This is a genomic window from Actinomadura sp. DC4 (genome assembly GCF_030406325.1).
In the GTDB taxonomy this organism is placed as follows: domain Bacteria; phylum Actinomycetota; class Actinomycetes; order Streptosporangiales; family Streptosporangiaceae; genus Actinoallomurus.
The window spans coordinates 53475-80208 of record NZ_JAUEQY010000040.1 but is presented as its reverse complement, the minus strand read 5'-3'; the positions used below and the strand labels follow the sequence as shown (position 1 = coordinate 80208).

Genomic DNA, 26734 nt, shown 5'->3' with positions numbered 1-26734 from the left:
GACGCCGCCACCGGCGAAGCGGTCCTGACGCTCACCGGTCACCTCGCCGTCCGCTCGATCGGTTACCGGGCCAGGCCGGTCGCGTGGGCGGTGCGGATCTGGGAGATCGTCGCCGACGGCTGACGCCTCTCCGCCCGGTCGCCGACAAGACGGGGCAGACCGCCAACCTGGGCGTCCTCGACGGCGCGCAGGTGCTGCACATCTGCGTGACCGAGCCGGACCGACCGCTGCGCTTCATGGCGCCGCCGGGCACCCGCGACCACGCCTACTGCACGGGCCTGGGCAAGGTGCTGCTGGCGCACGTCGAACCCGGCCTGCTGGCCGCGAGCACCCCGGACGAGCCGTTCCCCGCCCTCACCGACCAGACGATCGTCACGCTCGACGGCCTGGCCGAGGAGCTGCGCGTGACGCGGGAGCGGGGGTACGCGCTCGACGACAACGAGCGCAGCGCGGGCCTGCGCTGCGTGGCGGTGCCGTTGCTGATCGGCGACGAGTGCCTGGCCGCGATCAGCGTCTCCGGCCCGTCGGGGGAGTTCACCGAGAAGCAGTACGAGGAGTACGTCGGCGAGCTCCAGGCCGCCGCCGCGGGCCTCACCGCCGACCCGGACTTCGACGCCGCCCTGCGGATCGTGCACCGGTCGCTGCGCCCGGCCGGCTTCCTCCCGGCCGCAGGGACGTGACCGGCCGGGTCACCGCGTGAAGAACGACGGCGGGTGGACCGGGTCGGCGGAGCACACGAACAGTCCCGCGTGGCCCCCGCGCCCGACCGTCATCCCGGTCGGCGCGCGGGCCGCCGCACGGTCGTCCGGGCGTACGAGGCCAGCTCGGGGAACTCCTGCGCCGGGTCGGCGGACGGCGCGCCGGTCGTGAGTGCCACCGGGGGAGTGTCGCAGACGGGATCGAGGGAGGGGCGAAGACCCCCGTACGGCGGAGGTCCTCGCCCGGCGGGCTACTTCCCGAGGTGGGCGATCGCCTCGACCTCGACGCGGACGTCGGGGTGGCCGAAGTCGACCACGACCGTCGTACGCGCCGGCGGCACGTTGCCGATGCGGCGTGCGTACACCTCGTTGAAGCGCGGGAACAGCGCCGCGTTCGACAGGTACGCGCCGACCTTGACGACGTCGGCGAGGCTCGCGCCCCCGGCCTCGAGCACGGCCTCGACGTTGTCGATGGCGGAGTTCACCTCGGCCTCGAAGTCGCCGACGAACACGTTGCCGTCCGCGTCGGTGGCGACCTGCCCGGACACGAAGAGCAGATCCCCGGCCCGTACACCGTGGCTGAGCGGGACGACCGGGACGGGGAAGTGGTCGGGGTGAATGGTCTGCATGCTGCGCCTTTCTCTCGTACGTGGAGTCTCCGACTCTACCGTTGACATGGAACGGCATTCCGTGTCGTATTTCTCGGGATGCCGAGAGAGAGGGCCCAAGCCGATGTCCCGGATCACCAGAGGTCTGCTCGCCCTGGCCGTCGCCGCCACGATGGCCGGTGCCGTGACCGGTCGGGCGAACGCCGCCGTCACGGTGCGGACGTATGAGAGCGACACCGTCGGGCAGGTGCCGTCCGGCTGTACGACGCCGTCCGGCGCGGCGCCGGCGCTGGTCAGCGGCGCCCGCGGCCACGACAGCACGCGGTCCCTGCGCGTCAACGACACGAGCACCACCGCGATCACCAAGGTGGCGTGCGCGCAGCCCGCCCGGCAGGGCGCCGAGCTCAGCTTCTGGGCCTATCCCGCCGCGCTGGCCAACGGCTTCCTGGTCGACCTGCTCGGCCACCAGGAGAACGTCACGGGCGTCCAGTCCGTGTTCCATCTGGTCGTGGACGGCACCGGCCGGATCCGCTGGTACGACGGGGTCGACTGGACGCAGGTCGCGCCCGCCGGCACCGTGCCGAAGACCGCGTGGACCTCCATCGACGTCCGGGTGCCCGCCGACCAGAGCGCCGCGCACGTCTACGTCGGCGGGACCTATGTCGGCGACGGCGGGCCGGTCGGCGTACGCGCCCTCGCCGACGTCACCGGCTACCAGTTCTCCAGCGACGGAACGCCGACCTCGGGAGACGACGTCTACCTCGACGACGTCGGCTACGGGCCCGCGGTCGACACCCCGCCGCCGGGCGGCACCGCGCCGTTCACCGTCGCGCCGCCGGTCACGATCGACCAGTCCTCGACGCCCATGCAGATGCCCAACGCCGCGGTCGTCGAGCCGCACGGCGGAGGGCAGCGCGTGCTGCTCGCCTATCCGGCGCACGGCGACAACAACACCACGACCGGCACGCGGTACGCCTACTCCGACGACCTGGGCAGGACGTGGGTGGCCGACCAGGCCGCCAACCCGATGCCGGACGCGGCCTCCTACAACCTGACCCGGCTGCGGAACGGCGACGTGCTCGCCGTCTCGTACCACACCTACATGGTCGCGGGCTCGGGCGATCTCAAGGCCGAGGTCGACTCCAGCGTCTCCCACGACGGCGGCGCGACCTGGACCGCGCGTACGGGCGTGATGACGGCGCCGACCGCGATGCGCCCGATCTCGACGCAGACCGACCGGCCCGGCTTCTCCCAGGGCGGTTACGCGCTCGTGCACCCCGTCGTGGAGGACCCCGGCGGCACGCTCTACCAGTCCGGATACGGCTTCTACGCGAACGACGCCAAGTACCGGCAGATCGTGCTGAAGTCCACCGACGGCGGCCTGAACTGGACCGTCGCCGCGACCGTCGCGGTGAACCCGAACCTGACGACGGCGGCGGGCTATGAGGGCTTCTGCGAGGGCGCGCTCGAACGCGTCGCGGACGGCTCGCTCCTCATCGTCATGCGGATCGGCAGCTACCTGCCGATGTACGTCTCCCGGTCCACCGACGACGGGGCGACTTGGTCGGCCGCCACCCCGCTGATCGCCGCCGGCCAGAACGTCGTCAGCGTGTACCCGTCGCTGACGCTCCTGCCGGGCGGCCCGCTCGTACTGCTCGTCGGCCGTCCCGGCCTGGCGCTGCTGTCCTCGCCGGACGGCAGCGGGCACACCTGGACCCGCCCGGTGGAGGCCGACTACCAGAACTCCGCGAACGGCGTCCTCCTCCCGACCGGCCCGGGGCGGATGCTGCTCTTCGGCGACCGCGGCGCCAACTGGTCCAAGCCCGTCCCGGACCCCTACCAGGTCTGGTCCCGACTCATCACGGTGCAGCCATGAAGATCATGACGATTTACGCCCATCCGGCCGACACGATCACCAACTGCGGCGGGACGCTCGCCCGCCACGCCGCGAACGGCGACGAGGTCGTCGCGCTCATCCTCACCCACGGCGGGCGCATCCACGCCAACCGGTACGCCGAGGAGTGGCGCAAGGACGACCCCGAAGAGGCCATCGCCGCGGCCGGCCTCGACCAGATCGTCGCGCACAAGAAGGGCGAGCTCGAACGCGCCGCCGAGATCGTGGGGATCGGCGAGCTGGTCACCCTCGACCTCGACGACGCGATGGCCGTCCTGCGCGAGGAGGTCGTGGACCAGGTCGCCGAGCAGCTCGCGCTGCACCGGCCGGACGTCGTCATCTGCGACTATCCGCAGAATCCGGCGATGACCGCGAACACCCACACCGTCGCCACGATGACCGCGATCGCCGCCCTGGGCCGCGCCTCGACCCATCTGAAGAACCTGGACGGCCGGGCGGAGACGAACGTACGGCAGGTGTTCCTCACCTCCGTGCCCGTGGCGGCGACGGACGGCCTGTCCCTGTACGGGACGCGCAACGACCTGTTCGTCGACATCACCCCGGTGGTGGACAGGAAGGTCGCGGCGATGGACTGCTTCGAGAGCCAGGGGTACGCGGGCCTGTTCGCCCGCAAGCTGATCGAGTCGAGCAACGGGGAGTTCGGCCGCGCGGCGGGCGTGAACTTCGCCGAGGCGTACTCCCGCCTCTACAACGAGACCCGTGACCTGCTGCCCCTGACAGAGGCCGCCCTGCGCGCCGACCCGCTGACCCGGCACGTGGAGTACTCACGGTTCGACCTGCGGGCACGCTTCCCCGTGCCGTAGCCGCCTCAACCGTGGTCCGGGGCGCTCGCGAGGTGGGCGTTGACGCGGCCGAGCAGGGCGAACAGCTGGGCGCGCTCGTCGTGGCCGAGCGGGGCCATGATGTGCTCGTTGACGTCCTCGAGGACGCGGTCGAGCTCGGCGAGGTGGTGCTCGCCGTCGCCGGTGATGGTGATGACGTTGCGGCGCCTGTCGGTCGGGTCGGGGGCGCGGCGGACCCAGCCGTGGTCCTCGAGGTCGTTGAGGATCGCGACGAGGTCGCTCTTGTAGACCCGGGCGCGGCCGGACAGGGCCGCCTGGCTCGCGGGGCCGAACTCGGCGAGCGCGGCGAGCACCACGAAGTGGTCCTTGTGGGCGCCGACCGCGCGGAGCGCGTCGCCCGAGACGCGCCGCGTCTGGGCGGCCGTCATGCCGAGGAGGCGCGAGAGCTGGCCCTTGAGTCGCTCAGGCGTCTCGTCGCCGTGGTCGAATCGCAGCTCGTCGCCGGTCTCCATGCGGAGAGCCTATCCCTATTGCGTTAGTGGCACTAACGACCTATCTTCATTAGTGAAGCGAACGTTAGTCGATCTAACTACTTAGAGGAGGCCGTCATGGCCGGCACCGAAACCCTGATCCGCGCACTCGCCGACCGCACCGAGCTCGCCGACCTGGTCGCCCGCCACAGTCTGTGGATCGACGGCCGCCGTTACGACGACACCGGCCGGCTCTTCACCGAGGACGTCGTCGTCACGTCCCCGCGCGGGGAGGCCCGGGGCATCGAGGCGCTCGTCGAACTCGTGCGCTCGGGCGATGACAGGTACGTCCGCACCCTGCACAGCAAATCCAACCTCGTCATCGACGTCGAGGGCGAGACCGCCACGGTACGGGCCCACGACATCGCGGTGTTCGTCATCGACGACAAGACAGAAGCCGTCGCGGCCGGGTTCCACCGCTACGGAGCGCGCCGCACCGAGGACGGCTGGCGCTTCGACCGCCTGGAGATCACTCCGATCGCACTGACCGAGCCTCTCGGCCGGGCCCTTTGACCTGCTGAACCGGGCGCGCCGGCGTCGGTCCCGGACCGCGGCCGATCGCGGGGACCGCCGGCTCGGGCACGACGATCTCCTCTCATCCCGATCTTGGTGAATGTAGTGTCTCAACGCGTTGATCGAATCGATGCCGACCCGAGGGATGAGATTTGCTGAGATTAATGACCGGACTCGCGCTGGCGCTGACCGCGCTGACGCTGCCGGCGGTGCCCGCGGGCGCGGCACCCGCCCCCGAGCCGACCGTGATCCACACGGTCGCCTCCGACGCGATCGGGGGGCTGCCCATCAAGAGCCTCGACGGCACCAGGGAGTACATCCCTCGGGCCGCCGCACGGCCCACCGCCACGCGGCAGACCGTGACGGCGCACAACGCTCACAACATCTGGCCGACGGGCGCCACGGGATACGACATCTCGTGGCCGAACTGCCCGGCGCACAACCCCGTGCTCCCGCCCGACTCCGACGTCGCGGTGGTCGGCGTGAACGACGGCACCCCGTTCACCGCGCTGCCCTGCATGGACGAGGCGCTGGCATGGTCGCCGAACGGCGTCCATGCCCAGTACATGATCTTGGACTCGCCGATCGGGTCGGCCACGGACACCGCGGCGCAGTACGCGGGCCACGGCCCGGCCGGTGACTGCGCGGCCGCCGACTACAGGTGCCAGGCGTTCAACTGGGGATGGAACGCCGCGGACTACTCGGTACGCATCGCCACCGAGGCCGGCGCCACCGGCAAGACGTGGTGGCTCGACGTCGAACTCCCGACGGCGGGCAGCATCAACCCGCCGGGCGACGACTGCTACAAGGCCAACTTCTGGACGTGCGACACCACGGTCAACACCACCATCGTGGCGGCGGCCGTCGCGCGGCTGAAGGTCCTCGGCAAGACCGCGGGCGTCTACTCCACACAGCTTCAGTGGGGCAAGATCACCGGCGGCCAGGACATGGCCGGCGTGCCCATCTGGATCGCCGGCTGGAGCCACCCCGCCGCGACCTACTGCGACCCGGCCAACGCCTCGTCGTACTGGTTCGCCGGCGGCAGTCCCTGGCTGATCCAGGACCTCCCGGACGTCTACGACCCCGACACGGCCTGCTGAAGGAGCCGGGTCCGGGCGGCCGCCGTGAAGGCGCCCGTCCGGACCCGGCAGGTGCGGAGGAACCGTCAGTGGCGGGCGGCGATCGGCCAGCGCTCGACCGCGTGGCCGCCCTCGACGACGTGCAGGCCGCTCCACATGTTCGTGGTGCCGCAGGCGTGGTTGGGCACGACGCGGAGCAGGTCACCGACCGTGAGGCGCGCCGTCCCCGGCCCGGTCAGGTAGCCGTGCTCCTCGTTGCCGTTGCCGAACACCACGTCCTCCAGCGGCCGGCCCGACGGGTCGCAGACGGTGCCCAGGCTGCCGCCCGCCAGGCCGTCCGAGCTCATCGCCTTCACCCCCGCGTCGACGATCACCGTGCCCGGCCGCTGGGCGCTGACGACCCGGGTGAGCACGGTCTGGGCGCAGCGGTCCAGCGTGGCGCTGCCCAGCCGTACCTGGCCCGAGTCGTAGTAGACGTACGTGCCGGGGCGGGCCTCGGTGACGCCCTCCGCGAACGGCGCCGACGTCGCGCCCGGCGTCGAGCCGACCGAGACGATCGGGCAGTCCAGGCCGGCGGCGCGCAGGGAGGCCGCGACCTCGGCCAGGCACGCGCCCGCCTGGGCGCCCGCCGCCTCCAGGCCCGTACGGTCCGTGCCGTACTTACCCAGATGCCCCTCGTGCGTCATGACGCCGCGCAGCTCGAATCCGGGCAGCGAGGCCAGGCGCACCGCGGTCTCCACGGCACGCGCGGGATCGACCCCCGTACGGCCGAGCCCGGTGTCGACGTCCAGCAGGAACGGCACGGCGACCCCGGCCTCCGCCAGCGGCCGGGCGGCCTCCGCCGAGTCCAGGCCGATCATCAGGCCGCCGCGGCGTAGCGCCTCGGCGGCGAACGCCACCTTCGCCGGGCCCACCGGCTGGTGCGCCCAGAGCAGGTCACCGACGCCCTCGTCCTGCAGCAGCGTCACCTCCGCGGGCGTGGAGCAGGTGAAGCCGATCGCGCCGTGGTCGAGCTGGCGGCGCGCCACCTCGACGCACTTGGAGGTCTTGAAGTGCGGGCGCAGCGCGATCCCGGCGCCGCCCAGGGAAGAGGCCATCGCGGTGATGTTGGCCTCCATCCGCTCCCGGTCCACCAGCAACGCCGGCGTCGCGAGGTCGGCCAGCGGTGTCATGCGAGCCCCATCTCCGGTCGCGGGTCGCCGTCCAGCAGCCATTCGATCGTCGAGTCCTTGATCGGCGGGAAGCCGGACGGGTGGGAGGAGGCGAGCTCCCGCAGGCCCGCGGCCGCCTCGGCCGGGGTCCACAGCGGGAAGTCCGAGCCGAACACCAGCTTCGACACGACGTCCCACTCCTGGGCGCGGGCCAGCGCGAGGTAACCGTCCATCGGGCGGGCCCAGGAGGCCGAGACGTCGGAGTAGACGCGCCGGTTCTTGCGCAGCGTCACGATCGTCTCCCGCTGCCACGGGTGGCCGATGTGCGCGATGATCTGCACGAGGTCCGGATGCCGCCGCGCCACCTCGTCGACGACGAGCGGGTTGCTGACCGACAGGTCGCCGGCCGGGCTCGGCGTCGCTCCCATGTGCCAGAGCAGGACCAGCCCGTTCTGGGTCGCGGCGCGGTAGAACGCGTCGTGCTTCTCGTCGCGCGGGTCGAACAGGGCCAGCACCGGGTACAGCTTGATGCCGCGCAGGCCGCGGGCGACACCGTCGGCGAGCTGGTCGAGCACGTCCGGGTCGGCCGGGTCCAGCGCCATGAACCCGATGGTCTCGGTCGAGGTCTCGGCGCAGAACCGCTCGGTGAAGTCGTTGGGCGTCAGCACGCCCGCGGCGGTCGCCCGGATGCCGAACACGCACGCCGCCGTGACCGGGGCCATCGCCCTGTCGTACTCCTCCGGCCCGTAGTCGTGCGCCTCACGGCCGTAGACCGGCCGCCAGTGCTTCTCCCACTCACATCCCCAGTGCTCGGGACGATGACAGTGCGTGTGAAAGTCGATCACTTATCCTCCATGCCCGGCACGCAGGACCGCTCCGGCTCGCGTACCACGATGAGTACCCTCCTCGACCGCGACCTGCCCGTTGACGATGACGGCGCGGATTCCGGCGGGGTAGTGCTGGGGTTCGGTGTAGGTGGCCTGGTCGGTGATGCGGCCGGGGTCGAACAGCACGACGTCGGCGGCCTTGCCGGGGACCAGTTCGCCCCGGTCGCCGATCCCGGCGCGGGCGGCCGCCGCCCCGGTGCACTTGCGGACGGTCTCGGCCAGGGGGAGCCGCCCGGTCCGTACGTAGTCGCCGAACAGCCGGGGATAGCAGCCGTACGAGCGCGGATGCGGGGTGCCGAGGCCGGTCGGCCCGTCCGGGTCGAGCGCCTGGCCGTCCGACCCGATGATCGTGGCGGGATGCCGCAGGACGGAGAGCAGGTCGTCCTCGCTCCGCCCGCCGGCCACCATCAGGACCGCGTTGCCGTACTCGGCGAGCAGGTCGAGCGCGGCGTCCGCCCCGCCGAGGTCGGCGAGCGTACGGCCGGTGAGGCCGGGCCGGTCGGCCGGGACGCGGCTGACCGTGAGGTCCGGCCATCCGTTGGGCAGGTCCCGCCACTCCTCGCGCACCCGCCGCCGTACGGCGGAGCCGGCCAGCCGCTCCCGCATCGCGGCCTCGCCGCCCGCCTGCGCCCACGCGGGCAGCAGTTGCGACAGCGGGGCGTTGCCGGCGAGATAGGGGTACATGTCGGCCGCGACGTCGGCGCCGCGCGAGCGGGCGGCGTCGATCAGCTCCAGCGCCCGTGCCGCCTTGCCCCAGTTGCGCTGCCCGACCGCCGCGAGGTGGGAGATCTGGGTCCGGCAGCCGGTGGTCTCGGCGACGCGCAGGACCTGGCGTACGGAGTCGAGCAGGTTGTCGGAGTAGTCGCGGATGTGCCAGGAGAACAGCCGGTCCCGGGAGGCGACCGTACGGCCCAGGGCGACCAGTTCCTCCTCACGGGCGTACGTCAGTGGTGCGTACATCAGGCCGGTGGAGGCCCCGGCCGCTCCGGCCTCCAGTGCGTCGTCCAGGAGTCCGCACATCCGGGATAGTTCGGCGGGTTCGGCCGCGCGGTCGGCGAAACCGACCACGCCCGCGCGGAGTGGGATGTGCGCGGCGAGGGCCGCGACGTTGACCGACGGCCGCGCCGCCGCCAGGACGTCCAGGTAACCGGGCAGGTCATGCCAGCCCCAGCGGATCGCCGGGTCGAGGTCGAGGTAGCCGGCCGCGCCGCGCAGTTCGGCCGGGTCGCCGGCGACCGGGGTCACGCCGAGGCCGCAGTTGCCGATGACCTCGGTGGTCACGCCCTGGCGGATCTTGCTGTGCGCCAGGGGGTTGGACAGCAGGGTCAGGTCCGAGTGCGTGTGCACGTCCACGAAACCCGGGCACACGACGTGCCCCTCGGCGGACAGCACCCGGACGGCGGAACGGCCCGCCAGATCACCGACGGCCTCGACGAGACCGCCGGAGATCGCGACATCGGCCGTACGCGGGGGAGCCCCGGTGCCGTCCACGACGAGGCCGCCGGTGATCAGCAGCTCGGTCATCAGCGGACGCGGTTGACCAGGGTGCCCAGGCCCGCGAGCCGTGCCGTCATCTCGTCCCCGGGCTTCAGGAACCGGTTCGAGGCGAGGCCGACGCCGGCGGGCGTACCGGTGTAGATCACGTCGCCGGGCTCCAGCGTCATGAGCCGGGAGGCGAAGGCGACCTGCTCGGCCACGCTGAAGATCATGTCTCCGGTGGTGCCGCGCTGCCGTACCTCGCCGTTGACCTCCAGCGAGATCTCCAGCGCCTGGGGGTCGGGCACCTCGTCGGCGGTCAGCAGGTACGGCCCGAGCGCGGCGAACCCGTCCAGCCACTTGCCGTTGAGCCAGTCGAAGAAGCCGACCGCCGAGTCGTCGGTGTCGCGCTCGTACCCGTAGTCCATCGACCGCGCGGAGATGTCGTTGCCGATCGTGTAGCCCGCGACGTGGTCCAGCGCGGACGCGAGCGGGATGTCCTTGCCGCCGCGGCCGAGCACGACGACGAGCTCGACCTCCCAGTCGATCCGCTCGCTGACCGACGGCAGCTCGATGTCCTCATCGGGGCCGGCGACGGCCGTCGCCGGCTTGAGGAACAGGCGCGGCGAGATCCGCGACTTGTCGATCCGCTCGCCGCCGGTCTCGGTGACGTGGTCCTGGTAGTTGGCGGCGACGGCGAGGACCTTCCCCGGCCGCAGCACCGGGGCCAGCAGCGTGACGTCCTGCAGCGGATACCGGGGGGCGCCCGCGTCCGTGTCGCGCCGCTCGAGCAGCGGGCTCAGATCACCCGGGCCCAGGTCGGTCACGTGAGTGTCGTCGACGATCTGGCCGTGGCGGACCTGACCGTCCCTGCGGTACGTGGCGAGCTTCACTTTCCGCCTTCCTGAGGGTTCTGGATGAGATCTACGGGTGCGCCGGTCTCGATCGACCGCCGCGCCGCCTCGACGACCCGGAGCGCGGCGAGCGCGTCCGCGGGCCCGACCTCGGCGCGCCGGCCGCCGGTGACGGCGGCGTGGAACTCGGCGAGCATCCGGTCCACGGTGCCCGGCCCGTGCCAGGCGGCCCGTACGCCGGTGGCCGTCCGCACCGTCGCGAAGGGCTTGGCGGCATCGACGTTCATGACGCCGTTCGAGCCGCTGATCCGGTACCGGTGCAGGGCCAGGCCGCCCGGCGGTACGCCGGCCGCCTCGTTGACGCGACCGACGGAGATCGTGCTGGTCAGGCCGTGGTCGTGGTCGAGGAGGAGCACGGTGACGCCGCGGCCGGGCCGGGCGTGGACGCGGCGTACGGGCTGGCCGGTGAGGGCGGCCACGACGTCGACCGGGTAGACGCCGAAGTTGGTCAGCTCGCCGAGCGGGCACGGCTCCCCGCCGGCGACGAGGAAGTCGGCCTGGACGTTCCACGGCAGGCCGACGCGCCCGGCGGCGACGGCGGCCCGCGCGGACCGGAGGGCCGGGGCGAACCGCTGGTGGTGCGCCGGCATGCAGACGGTCCCCGACTCCTCCGCCGCGGCGGCGATCGCCTCGGTCTCGGCGAGGGTGAGGGCCATCGGCTTGTCCGCGAGCACGTGCCGTCCGGCGCGCAGCGCGGTGACGATCGCCTCGGCGCGGCTCTCCGGGGGCAGGCACACGCTCACGACCTCGGCGTCGCACGCGGCGAGCGCCGTGGGCAGGTCGGGGTAGGAGGGAACGTCCACCCCGGCGGCCTCGCCGACGGCGCCCGCGACGGTGAAGCCGGGGTGGGCATGGAAGGCGGGCAGGTACATCGCACGCTGGTGGTCCTGGCCGGCACCGAGACCGCCGAACCCGGCGAGCAGTACGCGGCTCATGCTCCCGCCTCCGTCAGCACGTCGTCGATCCTCACCGGGACGCCGGTCGCGATCGACCGTTCGGCCGCCACTCCCATGGCCACCGCGAGCACGCCGTCGTCCGGCGTCATCAGGGGCTCCGCGCCGCCGATGGCCTCGATCCAGGCGCCGAGCTGGACGGCGAAGCCGTTCGTGCCCGCCGGGGCGAGCGTCCCGGTGCCGGACTCGTCCACGATCGTGCCGCCCTCGGCGTCCGCGGGCAGGGTGAGGATCCCCTCCTCGCCCACGACCAGGACGTCGCGCGCGGCGAAGGAGGAGGGACGGTGGCCGCGGCTCATCTCGCACACCGCCGTCGCGCCGCCGGCGAACCCGACGGTCATCTCCAGGTAGTCATGGATCCCCAGCTCGGCGGCGGTCTGCTTGCGGCCCCGCGCGTACACCGTCTCGGGCCGGTCCCCGGTCCACCAGGTCACCAGGTCGAGCAGGTGCACGCCGTTGTGCAGCGCGTGCCCGCCGGAGCGGGCGGGATCGAGCACCCACGCGCGCCAGTCCGGCCAGATCCAGCCGCCGAGGATGGCCAAGCGCACGAACTCGGGCCGCCCGAGCTCGCCGACGGCCTCCTTGACCGTACGGGCGTAGTCATAGCAGCGGTGCGTGTGCGCGGGCATGAGCACGCGGTTCGCCGCGGCGAACGCCGCGGCGGACCGGCGCGCGCCGGCCACGTCCGTGGCGAGCGGCTTCTCGATGAGCAGGTGGCGTCCGGACTCGGCGACGGCCACCGCGATCGGCGTGTGGGTGAAGTTGGGGGTGCAGACGACGCAGGCGTCGATCTCGGGGCGGGCGAGCGCCTCGGCCAGGTCGGTCCACCAGGGGACTCCGCCGTTCGCGCGGGCGGCGCCCGCGGCGCGGGCGGCGTCGACGTCGACGATGCCGGCGAGGTGCGACCGCGGATCGGCGTGGATCGCGGCGATGTGCTGTTCCGCGATGAAGCCCACCCCCACGACCAACACGCCGATCGACGCGGAATGATGTTCCATGTGTAGCGATCCTGGAGCGCCGCGCCAGGGCATGTCAAGGGGGTCAATGGGGGATGTGCGAGGTCACCGCCGGTGGGCCTATTGACATGAAATGACTTTCCATGAAGGCTTCGGGCGGAACACAGCCACGACACGGTGCCCGTCGTGGCGTGGCCACGCATGTGCCGGGCACCTCGATTTGGGGGCCTGTACATGACATCCGCGGATATCGCCGGCGACACCTCGACCGGCGCGAAGCTGCTCAGCGCCGCCCGCGAGGTGATTCCCGGCGGCGTCAACTCGGCGACACGTCTCGTCGGCGCGCCGTACGCGTTCACCGGGGCCTCCGGCGCCTACGTGACCGACGCCGACGGGCGGCGTTACCTCGACTACCACGCGGCGTTCGGCGCGATCCTGCTCGGGCACGGCGCGCCGGAGGTCGACGAGGCGGTGCGCCAGGCGGTCGGAGGCATCGACCTCGTCGGCTGGGGCGTGACCGAACCGGAGATCGAGCTGGCCCGGCTCGTCGTCGAGACGATCCCGTCGGCCGAGCAGATGATCTCGGTCATGAGCGGCAGCGAAGCCGTGTCCCAGGCGATACGCCTGGCGCGCGCGGTCACGGACCGGCCGATGATCGTGAAGTTCCAGGGCGGCTTCCACGGCTGGCAGGACGCCGTGGCGCGCAACGTGATCTCCACACCCGACCGCGCGTACAACCGCGACCCGCTCTCGCGCGGCATCCTCGACGCCGCGCTCGACGCCACCCTCATCGCCGAGTTCAACGACCTGGACTCGGTGCGTGAGCTGTACGAGAAGCACCCCGAACGCATCGCCGCGGTGATCCTGGAGCCGATCCCGCACAACGTGGGCGCGCTGCTGCCCGAGACCGAGTTCATCGAGGGGCTGCGGGCGCTCACCTCCGAGCAGGGCTCCCTGCTCGTCTTCGACGAGGTGATCACCGGCTTCCGGCACGCCCTGGGCGGCTACCAGCAGGTCTGCGGAGTGACGCCGGACCTGACGACCTTCGGCAAGGCCATGGGCAACGGCTATCCCGTCGCCGGGCTGGCCGGGCCGCGCACCCTCATGGAACGCTTCAGCTCGGCCGGCGGCGACGTGCTGCTGGCGGGCACCTTCAACGGCAACCCGGTCTCCTCGGCCGCCGGCATCGCCACCATCAACTACCTGCGCGACCACCCCGACTTCTACGAGCGCACGCACGCGCTCGGGGAGCGGATGCGCGCCGGCCTGGGCGGGATCGCCGGCGAGCTCGGCATCGCCGCCGTCCCGTCCGGCTTCGGCGGCGTCTTCGCGCTGTACTTCACCGAGGGCCCGGTCCGCGGCTACCGCGACCTGCTCCGCGACAACGACGAGGCCTACGTCGCGTTCCACCGCCGGATGACGGACCGGGGCTTCTTGATGCTGCCGCTGGCGCTCAAGCGGAACCACATCTCCGCCGCCCACACCGAGGCCGACATCGACCGTACGCTGGAGGCCGCCCGCGACGTGCTGCGGAGCATCCGCGACGACGGCCTGCTGCACTGACGCCGCAGGCCTGAACGAGGAGAACCCTCGCATCTGCGTGCCCGCTGGCCGAAAACGGCTGGCGTCTGCATGATGGGGACCATGACCGAGGACGCCGGGACCGTACCCCCGTGGAACGCGATGACCGAGGAGCAGACCGGCCGCTGGACCGAGCTCCTCGACGGAGTGGCCGGTCTGCTGCCGGCCGGCGCCGCGTGCGTGCGGATCGACGGCGCTCCGCACGCGGCGGTCGTCGCTGACCGGCTGGCCGACCGGCTGCGGTCCACCGGCCGCCGGTGCACCCACCTGACCGGCGACGTTCCCGCCGGGCGCACGGCGCGCACCGTGACGCTCGCCGACGGGTCCGGCGCGGACCGGCCGCCGGACGGCTGGGACGCCGTCATCCGCCTGCGCACCGAGCGCGGCGGCGGCCACGACGCCGAACACGGCGCGGACATCGTGATCGACCTGCACGATCCGGTCTGGCCGGTGATCCGCCACGTGACCCGGCGGCTGGCCGGGCGGAGCAAGTGGTACATCGCCGAGAGCCGGGCCTTCTTCGGCCCCCGCGCCGCGACCTGGGACACCAAGTTCGGCGACGACATGCCCGCGTACGCCGCCGCGGTCGCCGAGACCGCGACTCCGGCCGGCGCGACGGTCGTGGACGTGGGCTGCGGAACCGGCCGCGCGCTGCCGGCCCTGCGCACCGCCGTCGGCCCGGCGGGGCACGTGATCGGCGTGGACATCACCCCGCAGATGCTGTCGGTCGCCGCGGACAGTGGCCGGGCACGCGACGTCGTGCTGATGCTGGCCGACGCCCGCCGCCTGCCGTTCACCGACGGCGCCGTCGACGCGGTGTTCGCCGCCGGCCTGGTGCCGCACCTGCCCGATCCGGCCGCCGGGCTGGCCGGGCTGGCCCGCATCACCCGGCCGGGCGGCCGGCTGGCGCTGTTCCATCCGACGGGGCGGGCGGCGCTCGCGGCGCGTCACAACCGGGTGCTCGCCCCTGACGACCCGCTCGCCGAGGCCCGGCTGGGCCCGCTGCTGGCGGAGGCGGGCTGGAGTCTGGACGGTTACGACGACGCCCCGCACCGGTTCCTGGCCCTGGCCACCCGGAGCCGGAGCGCCTGATCCGGCGGCTTCACCGGCGGCAATGATCTCCGTGCTGGCAGACTGCCCCGATGACCGGGACCACTGAGGTGAAGCCGTCACGCCGGTGGCTCGTACTGGGCTGGCCGGCGCTGGCCGCCTCGTACTTCCTGGTACTCCCGGTGTTCGGTGTGCCGTCGACGGTGACCTGGTTCTCGATCTCGCTCTGCTGGCTGTGGGTGATCGCCGTACCGGCGTTCGCGGCCGTCCGGGCGGTGCGGCGCCGGGCGGTGCGCCCGGCGATGGTCTGGGGCCTGCTCGCGGTGTTCGCCGCCGCGAGCCTGTGGACGCTGGGCCCGCCGCGGCGCGGCGTGGAGGGCCAGTTCCGGCAGCACCGCGGCGACCTGGCCCGGCTGGCCGCCGGCTACCGCGCCGGGCACCTCGGCGAGGGCACGCTCCCCTGGCGGCTGCGGTTCCTGTCCGTGGACGGCCGGGTCCATCGTCGCTGCGACACGGCCGGTCCGCAGGCGAGGTGCGCGCTGTTCCTTCTCCTCTGGCAGGACTGGCGTGCGGAGGAGGGGACCGGGCTCGCCTACTTCCCGGCGGGCCCCTGGGCGGGCGCGTCGATCGTCACGGCGGACGGCGATGTCGGCGTGCCCGTGCGCGCGCTCGGCGGGGGCTGGTGGTCGGTGGGCTGACCGCCCGCCGCGTACGCCCTGGTCGCCGTGGTCCGGGGAAGTGCGCTGTAATAAGTCAGATATGGCCGCTGACTGGCGTTTTCTTCACGTTACGCCTTGTTTGGTGATTGCTTCTGATCTAAAGTCCCCAACAACAATCGTTAACGAGCACATATGCCCGGGAGTGGGCCACTCGGGTGCCCGGTTGTCAGAGGGAGTCGTGAGGATGCGCGGAACACCACTACGAGCCGGCCGGCGGTTCGGCGTACGGATCACCGCCGGTGCGGCAGCGCTCGCGCTCGGATCCCTGGCGGCCTGTTCGAGCGGGTCCGGGGACTCCGGCACGTCGCACAGCGCGGTGATCATGTGGCACGGCTACACCGACGCCGAGGCCAAGGCGATCGCGCAGCTCGGCCAGGAGTGGAACGCCGCGCATCCCGACCAGAAGGTCGACGTCACCTTCGGTGGCAGCAACGACGACGTGCTGAAGAAGACACTCGCCTCCTTCGTCTCCGGTAAGGCGCCCGGCATCGCGTACGAGTACGGCTCCTCGATCACGACGCTCGCCAAGCGCAACCAGACCCAGGACCTCACCTCGCTGGTCAAGGGCACCCCGTCCTTCCAGTGGAGCGACTTCTTCCCCGCGGCCCAGCAGGCGGCGACGACGCCCGACGGCAAGATCTACGGCGTTCCGGCGCTGGTGGACAACCTGGCGCTCGTCTACAACAAGAAGGCCTTCGACGACGCCGGCCTGTCCTACCCCACGCCGAACTGGACCTGGGACGACTTCCGCAACGCGGCGCGCAGGCTGAGCGACCCCGGCAAGAAGAAGTACGGCTGGGCGTACGTCAACGACGGCACGGAGGACACCGTCTGGCGCTACATCGCGATGCTGTGGCAGGCCGGGGGAGACCTGCTCAGCCCGGACGGCAAGAAGTCGGCGTTCGACTCACCGGCGGGGCTGGCCGCCATGCAGCTTCTGCACGACATGGCCGTGACCGACCACTCGGTCTACCTCGACACCGGTGACGGGCAGTACCAGAACCTCTTCAACTCCGGCCGGATCGGCATGCTCTGGACCGGGCCCTGGGACCTGGGAACCATCAACAAGGACATCACGTACGGCGCGCAGATCCTGCCCGGCAAGGTCACCCACGCGACCATCGCCGGTCCGGACAACTACATGCTGTTGAACAAGGGCGACCGTTCGACGGCCTGGGCGTTCCTGCAGTGGCTGGACTCGGCGCAGACGCACCTGAAGTTCTCCATCGCCACCGGTGACCTGCCCATCCGCGAGTCGGAGACCAGGCTCCCCGGCTACCAGGACTTCCTCAAGAAGTACCCGGCCAACAAGGTCTTCGTCGACAACCTGACCAAGTACGCGACCAAGTCCCGGCCGAACATCCCGGAGTACCCCAAGATCTCCCAGGCTCTCGGGACCGCCGTGCAGTCCGTGCTCCTCGGTAAGGCCAAGCCGCAGACCGCGCTCGACGACGCGCGCAAGCAGGTCGACGAGATCCTCGCGGGGGCGTGATGGCGGTCGCCACGGCCGGGCGGACCGCCCGGCAGCGGGGTCGCCTGCGGCGCGGCGACCACCTCGCGGGGTGGGCGTTCGTCTCGCCCGCCGTGCTCCTCATCGCGGTGTTCGGGCTGATCCCGGTGGTCTGGTCGTTCGTGCTGTCGCTCCAGCAGACGGACCTGACGTCGGGCGGCACCTGGTCGGGCGCCGCCAACTACCGGACGATGGTGCACGACCCGGTCTTCTGGCAGGCGGCGCGGCAGACCCTGTTCTACTGCGTGCTCTTCGTGCCGATCACCATGGTGCTGGCGGTGCCGATCGCGGTGCTGCTCAACCAGAAGGTGCGCGGCATGACCTTCTACCGGATGGCGGTCTTCGCCCCGCTGGTCACCTCCACCGTCGCCACCGGCGTGATCTTCAGCTGGCTCTACAACCCGCAGATCGGCCTGATCAACGCGGGCCTGGACAAGCTCGGCCTGCCCCAGCAGGGCTTCTTCCAGAGCACGGGCGGGGCACTGCCGGCCGTCGTGGGCATGACCGTGTGGGGATGGCTCGGCTTCGCCGTGATCATCTATCTGTCCGCGCTGCAGAACGTGCCACGGGAGCTGATGGAGGCCGCCGCGCTCGACGGCTGCGGGCGCTTTCGCGCGTTCTGGAAGGTGGAGCTGCCGCTGCTGGCGCCCGCCTCGTCGTTCCTGCTCGTCTGGCTGACCATCAACGCCTTGCAGCTGTTCGACGAGGTGTACGTGACGACCAAGGGCGGCCCGCTGCACGCCAGCACCGTCCTCGTCTACTACCTCTACCAGCAGGCGTTCGTCGACTTCGACGGCGGCTACGCCGCGGCCATCGGCTGCGCGGTGTTCGTCGTGATCCTCATCGTGACCGTGGTCCAGCTCTGGCTCGGCCGCCGCACCTCCCACTACGAGGCGAGCTGACATGGCCCAGACGATGCTGGCCCCGCCTAGCCCGGCCGTACGGACCGACAAGAGAGTACGGCCGCGGCGGCGCAGGCCGAGCCCGCTGCACCTGCTGCTCATCCCGCTCTCGGTGGTGATGCTGGCGCCGCTCATCTGGATGGTGCTGCTGTCGATCTCCACCCAGGCGGAGACGAGGCGCTTCCCGCCGGGCCTGCCGGGCGGCGTGCGCTGGCACAACTACGTGGACGCCTGGCACCAGGGACCGTTCGGAACCTGGCTGTTCAACAGCACGGCCGTGTCGGTGACGTGCGTGGTGGGCAACCTGGTGTTCTGCGCGCTGGCCGGGTACGCCTTCGCGCGCATCCCGTTCTTCGGCAGCCGGCTGCTGTTCGTGGGCGTGCTGGCGACGCTGATGGTGCCGTTCCAGATCGTCATGCTGCCGACGCTGATCGTCGTACGCGACCTGCACCTGACCGACACCCTGGGCGCTTTGATCGCCCCGAACCTGGCCACCCCGTTCGGCGTCTTCCTGATGCGCCAGTTCTTCACGACGGTCCCGCGTGAGCTGGAGGAGGCGGCCCGAATCGACGGCGCGGGCCGCCTGCGTACGCTGACCCGCATCCTGCTGCCGCTGATGGGCCCGACGCTGGCGACACTGTCGGTCCTGACGTTCCTGAACGTGTGGAACGACTTCCTGTGGCCGCTGATCGCGATCCAGAGCCCGGGCAACATGACCATCCAGGTGGGCCTGCAGAACTTCCAGGGCTCCCACCTGACCAACTGGCCCGTGCTGATGGCGGCCACGGTGACGAGCCAGGTCCCGGTCCTCGTCCTGTTCGTCATCGCCCAGCGCTTCTTCGTCCGCTCGATCGCGTCGTCCGGCTTCAAGTGACGGCCGAGGTCGTCACCGTCAGACGGTGACGACCTCCAGGCCCGCGGCGCGGAGGCGGTCCAGCTCGGCGGGGTCGGCGGAGGCGTCGGTGATGAGCATCGCGACCTCCTCGATCGGGGCGATGCGGGTGAAGGCGCGGTTGCCGACCTTGGACATGTCGGCGAGCACCACGACGCGTTCGGCGGTGCGCATCAGGCAGTGGTCGGTCTGGGCCTCGACCTCGTCGTGAGTGCTGATTCCGCCGGTCGCGTCGATGCCGTCGACCCCCAGGAACACCAGGTCGAGATGGATCCCGGCCAGCGCGCGGTCGGCGATCGGGCCCACGAGCTCGTACGACTCCGGCCGTACGCTTCCGCCCGTGACCACCAGGTCGATGGCGGACCGTACGGACAGGTCTCCCGCGATGTTCAGGGCGTTCGTGACGACCTTCAGGGAGCGGCCCACCGAGCCCAGGGCGCGGGCCAGCTCCGTCGTCGTCGTGCCGCCGCCCAGGCCCACCGAGTGCACCGAGTCGGTGACGAGCCGCACGGCGGCCTGCGCGATGCGGAGCTTCTCCTCCTGGTGGCGGCCCGTCCGATAGCGCATCGGCAGCTCGTAGATGACCTCGGCCGCCACCGCGCCGCCGTGCGTGCGCTTCAGCAGCTGCTGGTCCTCCAGCGCCCGCAGGTCGCGCCGGATGGACGCCGGCGAGGCGCTCAGCTCGGCGGTGAGATCGACGACGGAGACCGTGCCGTGCTTGGCGAGCCGGTCGAGGATCAGGCCGAGACGCTCCTGTTGACGCATTCGATCACTATAAAGCACGTTTCACGCTTGTTAATAGTGACTTTTATGCCGTATTCGCGCAGGCCACCCGATCATTCGCTCAGAAGATCTGTACATCGCCGGCGGCGGAGCGGGCCTCGACGGCGGTCGCCTGAGCCGCCGTACCGCCCGCCGCGCGCGTGGACAGCGCGCCGCATGCGCATCCCCAGGCGAGCGCCGAAGGGAGGTCCCCGGACGACAGCCAGCCCGCGAGGAAGCCCGCGTCGAAGCCGTCGCCCGCGCCCACCGTGTCGACCGGCGTGACCAGCGGGCCGCGCGCGCCGACCAGTTCGCCGTCGAGCAGCGCCAGCGCGCCCTCACCGCCGCGCTTGACCACCGGGGTCGGGCCGCCCGCCGCCAGCGCGGCCATCGCCGCCTCCAGCTCACCACCGACGCCCGCCAGCGCGAGTGCCTCCGCCTCGTTCGGCAGCAGCAGGTCGCAGGCCGCCAGCAGCCCGGGGGAGAGACGCCACGCGCCCGCCGGGTCGTCGTTGGTGTCCAGCGACGTGGACGCGCCCGCCCGGCGGAACTCGCCCAGCAGCGACGGCAGCCCGGCCGCCAGCCGCGGCTGCAGGAAGTACGACGCGGAGTGCACGTGCCGCGCCGGCACGGCGCGTACGTCCGCGGGGCCGAAGGCGGGCAGGCAGCCCGGCGCGGTCAGGATCGCCCGGTCGCCGTCCGGCCGGTTGAGGCAGACGGTCAGCGCGGTCGGCAGGCTCTCGTGCCGCACGCACCCGCCGATGTCGACGCCCGCCGAGGTCAGCGTGTCGAGGACGAAGTCGCCGGCCGCGTCCCGGCCGATCATCGCGGCGAGCGCGGTGGACAGGCCGAGCCGCGCCGCGCCGTGGGCCACGATCGCCGCCGATCCGCCCAGGGCCAGGGTCCCGGAGTCCACGAGCGTCTCGGCCTGTCCCGCGGGCGGCGTCTCCGGCGCGCCCGAGATCAGTACGTCCGGGTTGGCGTCGCCGACGACCAGCAGGTCGATCACGGCCGCAGCGTCCCGCGCAGCGCGGGCGGCAGGGCGTCGCCGTGGGCCTCGGCCATGGCGTCGCAGAGGGCCCAGACCTCATCGACGGTCAGCGCCGACGCCGTGGCGGGGTCGGCCATCGCGGCGTGCCTGATGTGCCGCCGGTCGCCCGACAGCGCGGCGGCCACGGTGAGCTCCACCACGTTGAGGAAGCTCCGGTTCAGCGCGGCGAGCTGCGGCGGCAGCGCCCCGACGTGGTGAGGGTGCACGCCGAGCCGGTCCAGGGTCGCCGGGACCTCGACGGCCGCTCCGGCGGGCAGGTTGGTGATCAGGCCCGTGTTGGCCGTCGTGACCTGGATCGTCCGCAGGGCGCCGGTGGCCAGGCTGTGGATGACCTGCGGCGCGTACTCGGCGGCGTCCTCCTCCTCGCGTGGCGAGGGGTCGCGGCCGGCCGCGAGCGCGTCGCGTACGGAGGTGTACTCGGCGAGGTTGCCCGCGCTGATCCCCACATAGTCATCGACCGGGATGCGCAGCCGGGAGATCTCGGAGTCGTGCCGCAGGTACCACGGCACGTACTCCGAGGAGTGCTCGCTCGTCTCGGTCGGGTAGTAGCCGAGCCGCCGGTACATGTCGACCCGTACGCGCCGGAGCAGCTCCGGGTCGGCGGCGATCGCCGCGTCCAGCGCCGGGTACAGGTCGCGGTCGCCGTGCCGCCAGCGCAGGATCCACGCCTGGTGGTTGACGCCGGCCGAGACGACGTCGGCCTCCTCGTACGGGACGTCGACGATCTTGCACAGGTCCCGTACGGTCCAGTAGACCGAATGGCACAGCCCTGCGGCCTTCAGGCCCGGGGCGATCCCCGCGAGGTACTGCAGGTTCATCGCCATCGGGTTGGTGTAGTTGAGCAGCCACGCGTCCGGGCACACCGCGGCCATGTCGGCGGCCAGCCCCTCCAGGAGCGGAAAGGTGCGCAGCGCGCGGAAGATCCCGCCGATGCCGAGGGTGTCGCCGATCGTCTGCCGGAGCCCGAACCTCGCGGGCACCTCGAAGTCGGTCAGGGTGGCGCGGTGACTGCCGACGGCGACCATGTTCACCACCACGTCCGCGCCCTCGAGCGCGGTGCGGCGGTCCAGGCTCGCCACGATCCGCGGCTTGGCGCCGTGGCGATCGGCCGTGCGGTGCGCCAGGGCCTCGGCCACCGACAGCCGCTCGGCGTCGATGTCGTGCAGCGCGATCCGCACGCCGCCCAGCTCGGGGAAGGAGAAGATGTCGCGCAGCAGCTGCCAGGTGAACTCCACCGAGCCGGCGCCGACGAAAACGATGTTCATGCGGTGTTGCCTTCCGTCGATGCACCGGTGGAGCGGAGGACGCCGAGCAGCCGCGCCACCTCGGCGGCGGTGGCGTCCCGCCCGGCTCCGAGGTAGCGGCGGGTGTCGACCAGCGCCGGATCGGCGGCCAGCCGGTCGCGTACGGCGGCGGTGAACACCTTGTTGAGCTGCGTGGCGATATTGATCTTCGTCATGCCGGCGTCGACGGCGGCCGTCAGGTCCGCGTCGGGCACTCCGGAGGAGCCGTGCAGGACCAGCGGCACCGGCACCGCCTCGTGCAGCGCGGCGATGAGCGGCAGGTCCAGCGAGGCGTCCCGGGTGAGCATGGCGTGGGAGGTGCCCACCGCCACGGCCAGCCCGTCCACGCCGGTGGCGGCCACGTACTCCGCCGCCTCGCCGGGGTCGGTACGGGCGCCGGGCGCGTGCACGCCGTCCTTGCCGCCGATCTCCCCGAGCTCCGCCTCCATCCACACGCCGTGGTCGTGGCAGAACCGCGCGACCTCGGCGGTGGCGGCGACGTTCTCCTCGTAACCGAGGGCGGAGGCGTCGTACATCACCGAGCCGAAGCCCAGGCCGACGGCCTCGTGGACCAGGCCGGCCTCGGTGGCGTGGTCGAGGTGGAGCGCGACGGGCGCCTCGGCGAGCTCGGCCACCGCCCGCGCGGCGGCGGCGATCGGCCGGAGCGCGCCGTGGTACCGCACGGCGTTCTGGCTGAGCTGCAGGATCACCGGCGCGTCCGCCCGCAGCGCGCCCGCGACGATCGCCTGGGCGTGCTCGACCTGGATGACGTTGAACGCGGCGGCGCCCCGGCTCCGCGTACGGGCCGCGCCGACGATGGCCGCGGTGGGGACGAGTGGCATGGTGCTCCTTGACGTCGGGTTCGGCGGCTCAGCGCAGGATCACCGAGCGGGTCAGGTGCCGCGGGACGTCGGGGTCGAGGCCGCGCGCGGCGGCCAGGGAGACGGCCAGGCGCTGGGCCAGGACGAGCGAGGCGAGGGGGTCCAGGTCCGGCTGGACCCACAGGCCGCCGGTCGCCGCGACCTGCTCCTCCAGCCCCTCCGGCGCCGGCCCGAACACCCAGACCGCGGAGCGCTCGTCGGTGATCGCGATCGGGCCGTGGCGGTACTCCTTGGCCGGGTAGGACTCCGTCCAGCTCAGCGACGCCTCCCGCATCTTCAGCGCCGCCTCGGCGGCCAGGCCGACGGTCCAGCCCGTGCCGAGGAAGGTGAACTGCGTACGGTCGGTCACCCCGGCCGGAAGCGGCTCGCCGACCGCGCGCCGCGCGTCCGCGACGGCCTTCGACACGTCCAGCCCGAGGCGGGCGCGCAGCAGTGTGAGCGTGGTGGTCGCGAACCGCGTCTGCACGACCGAGCGCTCGTCGGCGAAGTCGAGGAGGACGACCTCGTCGGCGGCGGTCATGACCGGGGAGTCCTGGTCGCCGGTGATCGCGGTCGTCGGCACCGTGCCGCGCAGCTCGGCGAGCAGGTCGAGGATCTCGGTGGTGGTGCCGGACCGGCTCAGCGCCAGGACCCGGTCGTAGCGGCGGCCGGCCGGCGTCTCGGAGGCCGCGAAGGCGTCGGTCTCGCCCTGCCCCGCGCCCTCGCGCAGCGCGGCGTACGCCTGCGCGACGAACCAGGAGGTGCCGCAGCCGACGACGGCGACGCGCTCGCCGGCCTCCGGCAGACCGGGCAGGGACGTGGAGGCGAGCTCCGCGGCCCGTTGCCAGCAGGCCGGCTGGTCGGCGATCTCTGTCTCGACGTGGGTCGTCACGGCAACTCCGTTCTGGCCACCCCGGTCAGGCGGCTGTGATCAGATATGATGGTTTGATAGCACAACTGCTCATTATCGCGCAATGCATGCGCGCATCGCCGGACGGCCGTAGCGGTGTGATCGGTGTGATCAAAAAAGCGCCCCGGCCGTCTCGGCCCGGGGCGCGCGGTGAGGTCGGCCGCCGGTCAGGCGGTCACCTCGGCCGGGTGCAGCCGCTGCCGGATCCAGATGATCGGGTAGGTCAGCACGAGGAACATGAGCGCGAAGTAACCGATGGCCGGCACCGCCACCGCCACCACGAGGGCCGCCGCGAGAAGGCCCAGGGTGACCCCCGAGGTGAACAGCTGCTCGCCGGGGATGCCGGCGCCGTCCTCGGCCAGTCCGGGCTCGGCGCGCACGATCATGATCATGGCGAACAGGAAGGCGTTGGCGGCGAGCACCGTGCCGATGTAGAAGGCGGCGTTGAGGCGGTCGTGGTCGAACTGGCCGATCAGCTCGGTGGGGAAGGGGAGCACGACGATCGCCAGCAGCCAGCCGAGGTTCGCCCGCATCAGCCGGCGGTTGTAGGCCTTGATCTGCTCGAACAACCGGTGGTGGGCCGTCCAGATCCGGGCGATGACGGCGAAGCTCAGCACGAAGCTGTAGATCTTGGCCTGGTTGTCGGCGAACAGGTGGTGCGAGTCGGGATATTTGTCGGCCGCCTCCGTGGCCACCTCGGCCAGGGGCAGGACCAGGAGGGTCAACGCGATCGCGACGACGGCGTCGCTGAAGAACACCAATCGCTCCGTGGATCGGTCAACGCTGGATGCCATGGCGGGGGTCCTCACTCTGCGGGGGATGAACGGCCGGTCACGATCGGCGGCAGCCTACTCAACCCTCGGTGACCGGGTGACGCCTTTCCCCGCGAGGCCTCGCACCTCTAGATTCGTGGCGATTCCGCCCTCTTTGATCGGGAGTGACCGTTGCTACGTCCTCTGGAGACGGCCAGCCGTGAACGCGTCAGCCTCAACGGGCTCTGGGCCTTCGCGCTCGACCCCGGCGACCGCGGGCGCCCGGAGGAGTGGTGGCGGGGCCCGCTGCCGGAGGCGTCGGAGATGCCGGTGCCCTCCAGCTTCAACGACGTTCCGGCCACCCGGGACGCCCACGACCACGTCGGCGACGTCTGGTACCAGCGGAGCGTACGGATCCCGGCCGGCTGGGAGGGGCGGCGCGTCGTGCTGCGGTTCGACGCCGCGGCCCACCGGGCCGTCGTCTGGTGGGACGACGTCGAGGTCGGGCGGCACGAGGGCGGCTACACGCCGTTCGAGTGCGACCTGACCGGGCACGTACGGCCCGGTGAGGCGGGACGGGTGACCGTCGTGGTCGACAACCGTCTCGACCTCGGCTCCATCCCGCCCGGAATCGTCGACGTCCTGCCGGACGGGCGCCGCCGCCAGCGGTACTTCCACGACTTCTTCAACTACGCGGGGCTGCACCGGGCCGTCTGGCTCTACACGACGCCTGCGTCCTACGTCGAGGACATCACCGTCACCACCGAGGTGACCGGGACGGACGCCCGCGTCCTGTACCGGGCCGACGTCGCGGGCGGGCGGGTCGCCTCGGTGGTGCTGCGCGACGCCGGGGGCGTCGAACGGGCGCGGGCGGACACCGCCTCGGGCACCCTCTCCGTACCGGACGCGACGCTGTGGCGGCCCGGCCACGGCCACCTGTACGAACTGGAGGTCAGCGCCTCCGGCGGCGACGTGTACACGCTGCCGGTCGGCATCCGCGAGGTGGCGGTGGAGGGCGACCGCTTCCTGATCAACGGCGAGCCGTTCCACTTCCGCGGGTTCGGCAAGCACGAGGACAACGCGGTGCGCGGCAAGGGCCACGACGACGTGCTCATGGTGCACGACTTCGCCCTGCTCGACTGGGTCGGCGCCAACTCCTTCCGCACGTCGCACTACCCGTACGCCGAGGAGGTGCTGGAGTACGCCGACCGGCACGGCATCGTCGTCATCGACGAGACCCCGGCCGTCGGGCTGAACTTCGAGATCGCCCACACGCTGGTGCCGGGCGACCCGCCGCACATCTGGGCCGCGGTCGGCGACACCACGCAGGAGGCCCACCGGCGCGCGATCGAGGAGCTGGTCGCCCGCGACAAGAACCACCCGAGCGTGGTCATGTGGAGCATCGCCAACGAACCTGACTCGGCCCGGCCGCAGGCGCGCACGTACTTCGAGCCGCTCGTACGCGCGGCGCGCGCCGCCGATCCGAGCCGCCCGGTCTGCTTCGCCCAGGTCCAGCTACCGCCGGACCAGGACGTGATGAGCGACCTGTTCGACGTCATCTGCCTGAACCGCTACTACGGCTGGTACGTCGACACGGGCGACCTCGTCACGGCCGAGCGTGAGCTGGAGGCCGAGCTGCGTGAGTGGGCCCGGCTCCACGGCAAGCCGATCATCGTCACGGAGTACGGCGCGGACGCCGTCGCCGGCGTGCGCTCGGTCGCGGCGGGCACCTGGACCGAGGACTACCAGGTGGAGCTGCTGGAGGCGTTCCACCGGGCGTTCGACCGGGTCGAGTCCGTCGTGGGGGAGCACGTCTGGAACTTCGCCGACTTCGCCACCGGGTACGGCGTTAACCGCGCGGACGGGAACAAGAAGGGTGTCTTCACCCGGGACCGCCGCCCGAAGGCGGCCGCGTTCGCCCTGCGGCGCCGCTGGACCGGGCGCTGATCCGTGGTCCGCCAAAGTCAGGGATTACCACGATGCCGGGTGCTCCGGCTGCG

General features: G+C 72.1%; 26 protein-coding genes. 12 read left to right on the top strand and 14 right to left on the bottom strand.

The features are described 5' to 3' along the window. Positions 1–83: 83 nt before the first annotated feature. On the top strand, positions 84–680 hold the full coding sequence (locus QWU11_RS41845) for an IclR family transcriptional regulator (protein WP_290120139.1): 597 nt from the start codon (positions 84–86) through the stop codon (positions 678–680). Between the two features lie 269 nt (positions 681–949). On the opposite strand, the gene QWU11_RS41840 is transcribed toward QWU11_RS41845, so the two are convergent. Continuing rightward, positions 950–1327 carry a RidA family protein gene (locus QWU11_RS41840; RefSeq protein ID WP_290120138.1) on the bottom strand — a complete coding sequence of 126 codons (378 nt, stop codon included), beginning with the start codon at positions 1325–1327 and terminating at the stop codon, positions 950–952. Positions 1328–1430: 103 nt separating this feature from the next. Here QWU11_RS41840 and QWU11_RS41835 point away from each other — a divergent pair, with 103 nt between their 5' ends. Both QWU11_RS41835 and QWU11_RS41830 read left to right on the top strand, forming a co-directional pair. After that, positions 1431–3182: a sialidase family protein gene (locus QWU11_RS41835; RefSeq protein WP_290120137.1), complete on the top strand. Its 1752-nt coding sequence runs from the start codon at positions 1431–1433 to the stop codon at positions 3180–3182. Next, positions 3179–4024: a PIG-L deacetylase family protein gene (locus QWU11_RS41830; protein WP_290120136.1), complete on the top strand. Its 846-nt coding sequence runs from the start codon at positions 3179–3181 to the stop codon at positions 4022–4024. Before QWU11_RS41835 ends, QWU11_RS41830 begins: the two co-directional genes overlap by 4 nt. A gap of 5 nt (positions 4025–4029) precedes the next feature. On the opposite strand, the gene QWU11_RS41825 is transcribed toward QWU11_RS41830, so the two are convergent. Next, a complete protein-coding gene (locus tag QWU11_RS41825; protein ID WP_290120135.1) occupies positions 4030–4515 on the bottom strand; it encodes a MarR family winged helix-turn-helix transcriptional regulator in 486 nt (161 codons plus the stop codon). A 96-nt stretch (positions 4516–4611) separates the two neighbouring features. Between QWU11_RS41825 and QWU11_RS41820 the strand changes: the two genes are divergently transcribed. Together QWU11_RS41820 and QWU11_RS41815 are read left to right on the top strand one after the other, a co-directional pair. Then, entirely contained in the window at positions 4612–5046 is a 435-nt protein-coding gene (locus QWU11_RS41820) for a nuclear transport factor 2 family protein (RefSeq protein WP_290120134.1), read from the top strand. A 164-nt stretch (positions 5047–5210) separates the two neighbouring features. Further along, positions 5211–6146, top strand: a complete 936-nt coding sequence (locus QWU11_RS41815; RefSeq protein WP_290120133.1) for a hypothetical protein — start codon at positions 5211–5213, stop codon at positions 6144–6146. 65 nt (positions 6147–6211) lie between these two features. Here the strand turns inward: QWU11_RS41815 and QWU11_RS41810 are convergent, their stop codons facing one another. From QWU11_RS41810 to QWU11_RS41785, 6 genes are read right to left on the bottom strand one after another with little or no spacing between them, the layout of a single operon-like run. Further along, complete coding sequence (locus QWU11_RS41810; protein WP_290120132.1) at positions 6212–7297, bottom strand: alanine racemase; 1086 nt, start codon at positions 7295–7297, stop codon at positions 6212–6214. Next, positions 7294–8121, bottom strand: a complete 828-nt coding sequence (locus QWU11_RS41805) for an amidohydrolase family protein (protein WP_290120131.1) — start codon at positions 8119–8121, stop codon at positions 7294–7296. The genes QWU11_RS41810 and QWU11_RS41805 overlap by 4 nt, the downstream gene beginning before the upstream one ends. Continuing rightward, positions 8122–9687 (bottom strand): D-aminoacylase, encoded by a 1566-nt coding sequence (locus QWU11_RS41800; protein ID WP_290120130.1) that lies wholly within the window; start codon positions 9685–9687, stop codon positions 8122–8124. It abuts the gene before it with no gap. Beyond that, entirely contained in the window at positions 9687–10532 is an 846-nt protein-coding gene (locus tag QWU11_RS41795) for a fumarylacetoacetate hydrolase family protein (RefSeq protein WP_290120129.1), read from the bottom strand. Before QWU11_RS41795 ends, QWU11_RS41800 begins: the two co-directional genes overlap by 1 nt. Beyond that, complete coding sequence (locus QWU11_RS41790) at positions 10529–11488, bottom strand: Gfo/Idh/MocA family oxidoreductase (protein ID WP_290120128.1); 960 nt, start codon at positions 11486–11488, stop codon at positions 10529–10531. Before QWU11_RS41790 ends, QWU11_RS41795 begins: the two co-directional genes overlap by 4 nt. Continuing rightward, positions 11485–12504, bottom strand: coding sequence for a Gfo/Idh/MocA family oxidoreductase (locus tag QWU11_RS41785; protein ID WP_290120127.1), 1020 nt, complete (start codon positions 12502–12504; stop codon positions 11485–11487). Before QWU11_RS41785 ends, QWU11_RS41790 begins: the two co-directional genes overlap by 4 nt. 192 nt (positions 12505–12696) lie before the next feature. Here QWU11_RS41785 and QWU11_RS41780 point away from each other — a divergent pair, with 192 nt between their 5' ends. From QWU11_RS41780 to QWU11_RS41755, 6 genes are all read left to right on the top strand, one after another. After that, positions 12697–14025, top strand: coding sequence for an aspartate aminotransferase family protein (locus QWU11_RS41780; RefSeq protein WP_290120126.1), 1329 nt, complete (start codon positions 12697–12699; stop codon positions 14023–14025). Between the two features lie 81 nt (positions 14026–14106). Next, positions 14107–15135, top strand: a complete 1029-nt coding sequence (locus QWU11_RS41775) for a methyltransferase domain-containing protein (protein WP_290120125.1) — start codon at positions 14107–14109, stop codon at positions 15133–15135. A 50-nt stretch (positions 15136–15185) separates the two neighbouring features. After that, on the top strand, positions 15186–15791 hold the full coding sequence (locus tag QWU11_RS41770) for a hypothetical protein (protein WP_290120124.1): 606 nt from the start codon (positions 15186–15188) through the stop codon (positions 15789–15791). A gap of 205 nt (positions 15792–15996) precedes the next feature. Further along, entirely contained in the window at positions 15997–17304 is a 1308-nt protein-coding gene (locus QWU11_RS41765; protein WP_290120123.1) for an ABC transporter substrate-binding protein, read from the top strand. After that, complete coding sequence (locus tag QWU11_RS41760) at positions 17304–18224, top strand: sugar ABC transporter permease (RefSeq protein ID WP_290120122.1); 921 nt, start codon at positions 17304–17306, stop codon at positions 18222–18224. Before QWU11_RS41765 ends, QWU11_RS41760 begins: the two co-directional genes overlap by 1 nt. A gap of 1 nt (position 18225) precedes the next feature. Next, positions 18226–19098 (top strand): carbohydrate ABC transporter permease, encoded by an 873-nt coding sequence (locus QWU11_RS41755; RefSeq protein ID WP_290120121.1) that lies wholly within the window; start codon positions 18226–18228, stop codon positions 19096–19098. An 18-nt stretch (positions 19099–19116) separates the two neighbouring features. Here the strand turns inward: QWU11_RS41755 and QWU11_RS41750 are convergent, their stop codons facing one another. From QWU11_RS41750 to QWU11_RS41725, 6 genes are all read right to left on the bottom strand, one after another. Then, on the bottom strand, positions 19117–19881 hold the full coding sequence (locus tag QWU11_RS41750) for a DeoR/GlpR family DNA-binding transcription regulator (RefSeq protein WP_290120120.1): 765 nt from the start codon (positions 19879–19881) through the stop codon (positions 19117–19119). Between the two features lie 79 nt (positions 19882–19960). After that, positions 19961–20887, bottom strand: a complete 927-nt coding sequence (locus QWU11_RS41745; RefSeq protein WP_290120119.1) for a carbohydrate kinase family protein — start codon at positions 20885–20887, stop codon at positions 19961–19963. Next, positions 20884–22194, bottom strand: a complete 1311-nt coding sequence (locus tag QWU11_RS41740; RefSeq protein WP_290120118.1) for an alpha-glucosidase/alpha-galactosidase — start codon at positions 22192–22194, stop codon at positions 20884–20886. The genes QWU11_RS41745 and QWU11_RS41740 overlap by 4 nt, the downstream gene beginning before the upstream one ends. Next, entirely contained in the window at positions 22191–23054 is an 864-nt protein-coding gene (locus tag QWU11_RS41735) for a class II fructose-bisphosphate aldolase (protein WP_290120117.1), read from the bottom strand. Before QWU11_RS41735 ends, QWU11_RS41740 begins: the two co-directional genes overlap by 4 nt. Positions 23055–23082: 28 nt before the next feature. Further along, positions 23083–23964 (bottom strand): SIS domain-containing protein, encoded by an 882-nt coding sequence (locus QWU11_RS41730; protein ID WP_290120116.1) that lies wholly within the window; start codon positions 23962–23964, stop codon positions 23083–23085. 185 nt (positions 23965–24149) lie between these two features. Beyond that, positions 24150–24776, bottom strand: a complete 627-nt coding sequence (locus QWU11_RS41725; protein WP_290120115.1) for a TMEM175 family protein — start codon at positions 24774–24776, stop codon at positions 24150–24152. A 150-nt stretch (positions 24777–24926) separates the two neighbouring features. Between QWU11_RS41725 and uidA the strand changes: the two genes are divergently transcribed. Continuing rightward, positions 24927–26681, top strand: a complete 1755-nt coding sequence (gene uidA / locus QWU11_RS41720; RefSeq protein WP_290120114.1) for a beta-glucuronidase — start codon at positions 24927–24929, stop codon at positions 26679–26681. Positions 26682–26734 lie beyond the last annotated feature (53 nt).

Excerpts from the sequence above, each read along its gene's own strand:
- QWU11_RS41835 (WP_290120137.1), top strand. The coding sequence starts at position 1,431 with ATGTCCCGGATCACCAGAGGTCTGCTCGCCCTGGCCGTCGCCGCCACG.
- QWU11_RS41760 (WP_290120122.1), top strand. The coding sequence starts at position 17,304 with ATGGCGGTCGCCACGGCCGGGCGGACCGCCCGGCAGCGGGGTCGCCTG.
- QWU11_RS41735 (WP_290120117.1), bottom strand. The coding sequence starts at position 23,054 with ATGCCACTCGTCCCCACCGCGGCCATCGTCGGCGCGGCCCGTACGCGG.
- QWU11_RS41770 (WP_290120124.1), top strand. The coding sequence starts at position 15,186 with ATGACCGGGACCACTGAGGTGAAGCCGTCACGCCGGTGGCTCGTACTG.
- QWU11_RS41740 (WP_290120118.1), bottom strand. The coding sequence starts at position 22,194 with ATGAACATCGTTTTCGTCGGCGCCGGCTCGGTGGAGTTCACCTGGCAG.
- QWU11_RS41780 (WP_290120126.1), top strand. The coding sequence starts at position 12,697 with ATGACATCCGCGGATATCGCCGGCGACACCTCGACCGGCGCGAAGCTG.
- QWU11_RS41725 (WP_290120115.1), bottom strand. The coding sequence starts at position 24,776 with ATGGCATCCAGCGTTGACCGATCCACGGAGCGATTGGTGTTCTTCAGC.
- QWU11_RS41790 (WP_290120128.1), bottom strand. The coding sequence starts at position 11,488 with ATGAGCCGCGTACTGCTCGCCGGGTTCGGCGGTCTCGGTGCCGGCCAG.
- QWU11_RS41750 (WP_290120120.1), bottom strand. The coding sequence starts at position 19,881 with ATGCGTCAACAGGAGCGTCTCGGCCTGATCCTCGACCGGCTCGCCAAG.
- QWU11_RS41825 (WP_290120135.1), bottom strand. The coding sequence starts at position 4,515 with ATGGAGACCGGCGACGAGCTGCGATTCGACCACGGCGACGAGACGCCT.
- QWU11_RS41775 (WP_290120125.1), top strand. The coding sequence starts at position 14,107 with ATGACCGAGGACGCCGGGACCGTACCCCCGTGGAACGCGATGACCGAG.
- QWU11_RS41815 (WP_290120133.1), top strand. The coding sequence starts at position 5,211 with ATGACCGGACTCGCGCTGGCGCTGACCGCGCTGACGCTGCCGGCGGTG.
- QWU11_RS41810 (WP_290120132.1), bottom strand. The coding sequence starts at position 7,297 with ATGACACCGCTGGCCGACCTCGCGACGCCGGCGTTGCTGGTGGACCGG.
- QWU11_RS41820 (WP_290120134.1), top strand. The coding sequence starts at position 4,612 with ATGGCCGGCACCGAAACCCTGATCCGCGCACTCGCCGACCGCACCGAG.
- QWU11_RS41755 (WP_290120121.1), top strand. The coding sequence starts at position 18,226 with ATGGCCCAGACGATGCTGGCCCCGCCTAGCCCGGCCGTACGGACCGAC.
- QWU11_RS41765 (WP_290120123.1), top strand. The coding sequence starts at position 15,997 with ATGCGCGGAACACCACTACGAGCCGGCCGGCGGTTCGGCGTACGGATC.
- QWU11_RS41840 (WP_290120138.1), bottom strand. The coding sequence starts at position 1,327 with ATGCAGACCATTCACCCCGACCACTTCCCCGTCCCGGTCGTCCCGCTC.
- QWU11_RS41785 (WP_290120127.1), bottom strand. The coding sequence starts at position 12,504 with ATGGAACATCATTCCGCGTCGATCGGCGTGTTGGTCGTGGGGGTGGGC.
- QWU11_RS41830 (WP_290120136.1), top strand. The coding sequence starts at position 3,179 with ATGAAGATCATGACGATTTACGCCCATCCGGCCGACACGATCACCAAC.
- QWU11_RS41800 (WP_290120130.1), bottom strand. The coding sequence starts at position 9,687 with ATGACCGAGCTGCTGATCACCGGCGGCCTCGTCGTGGACGGCACCGGG.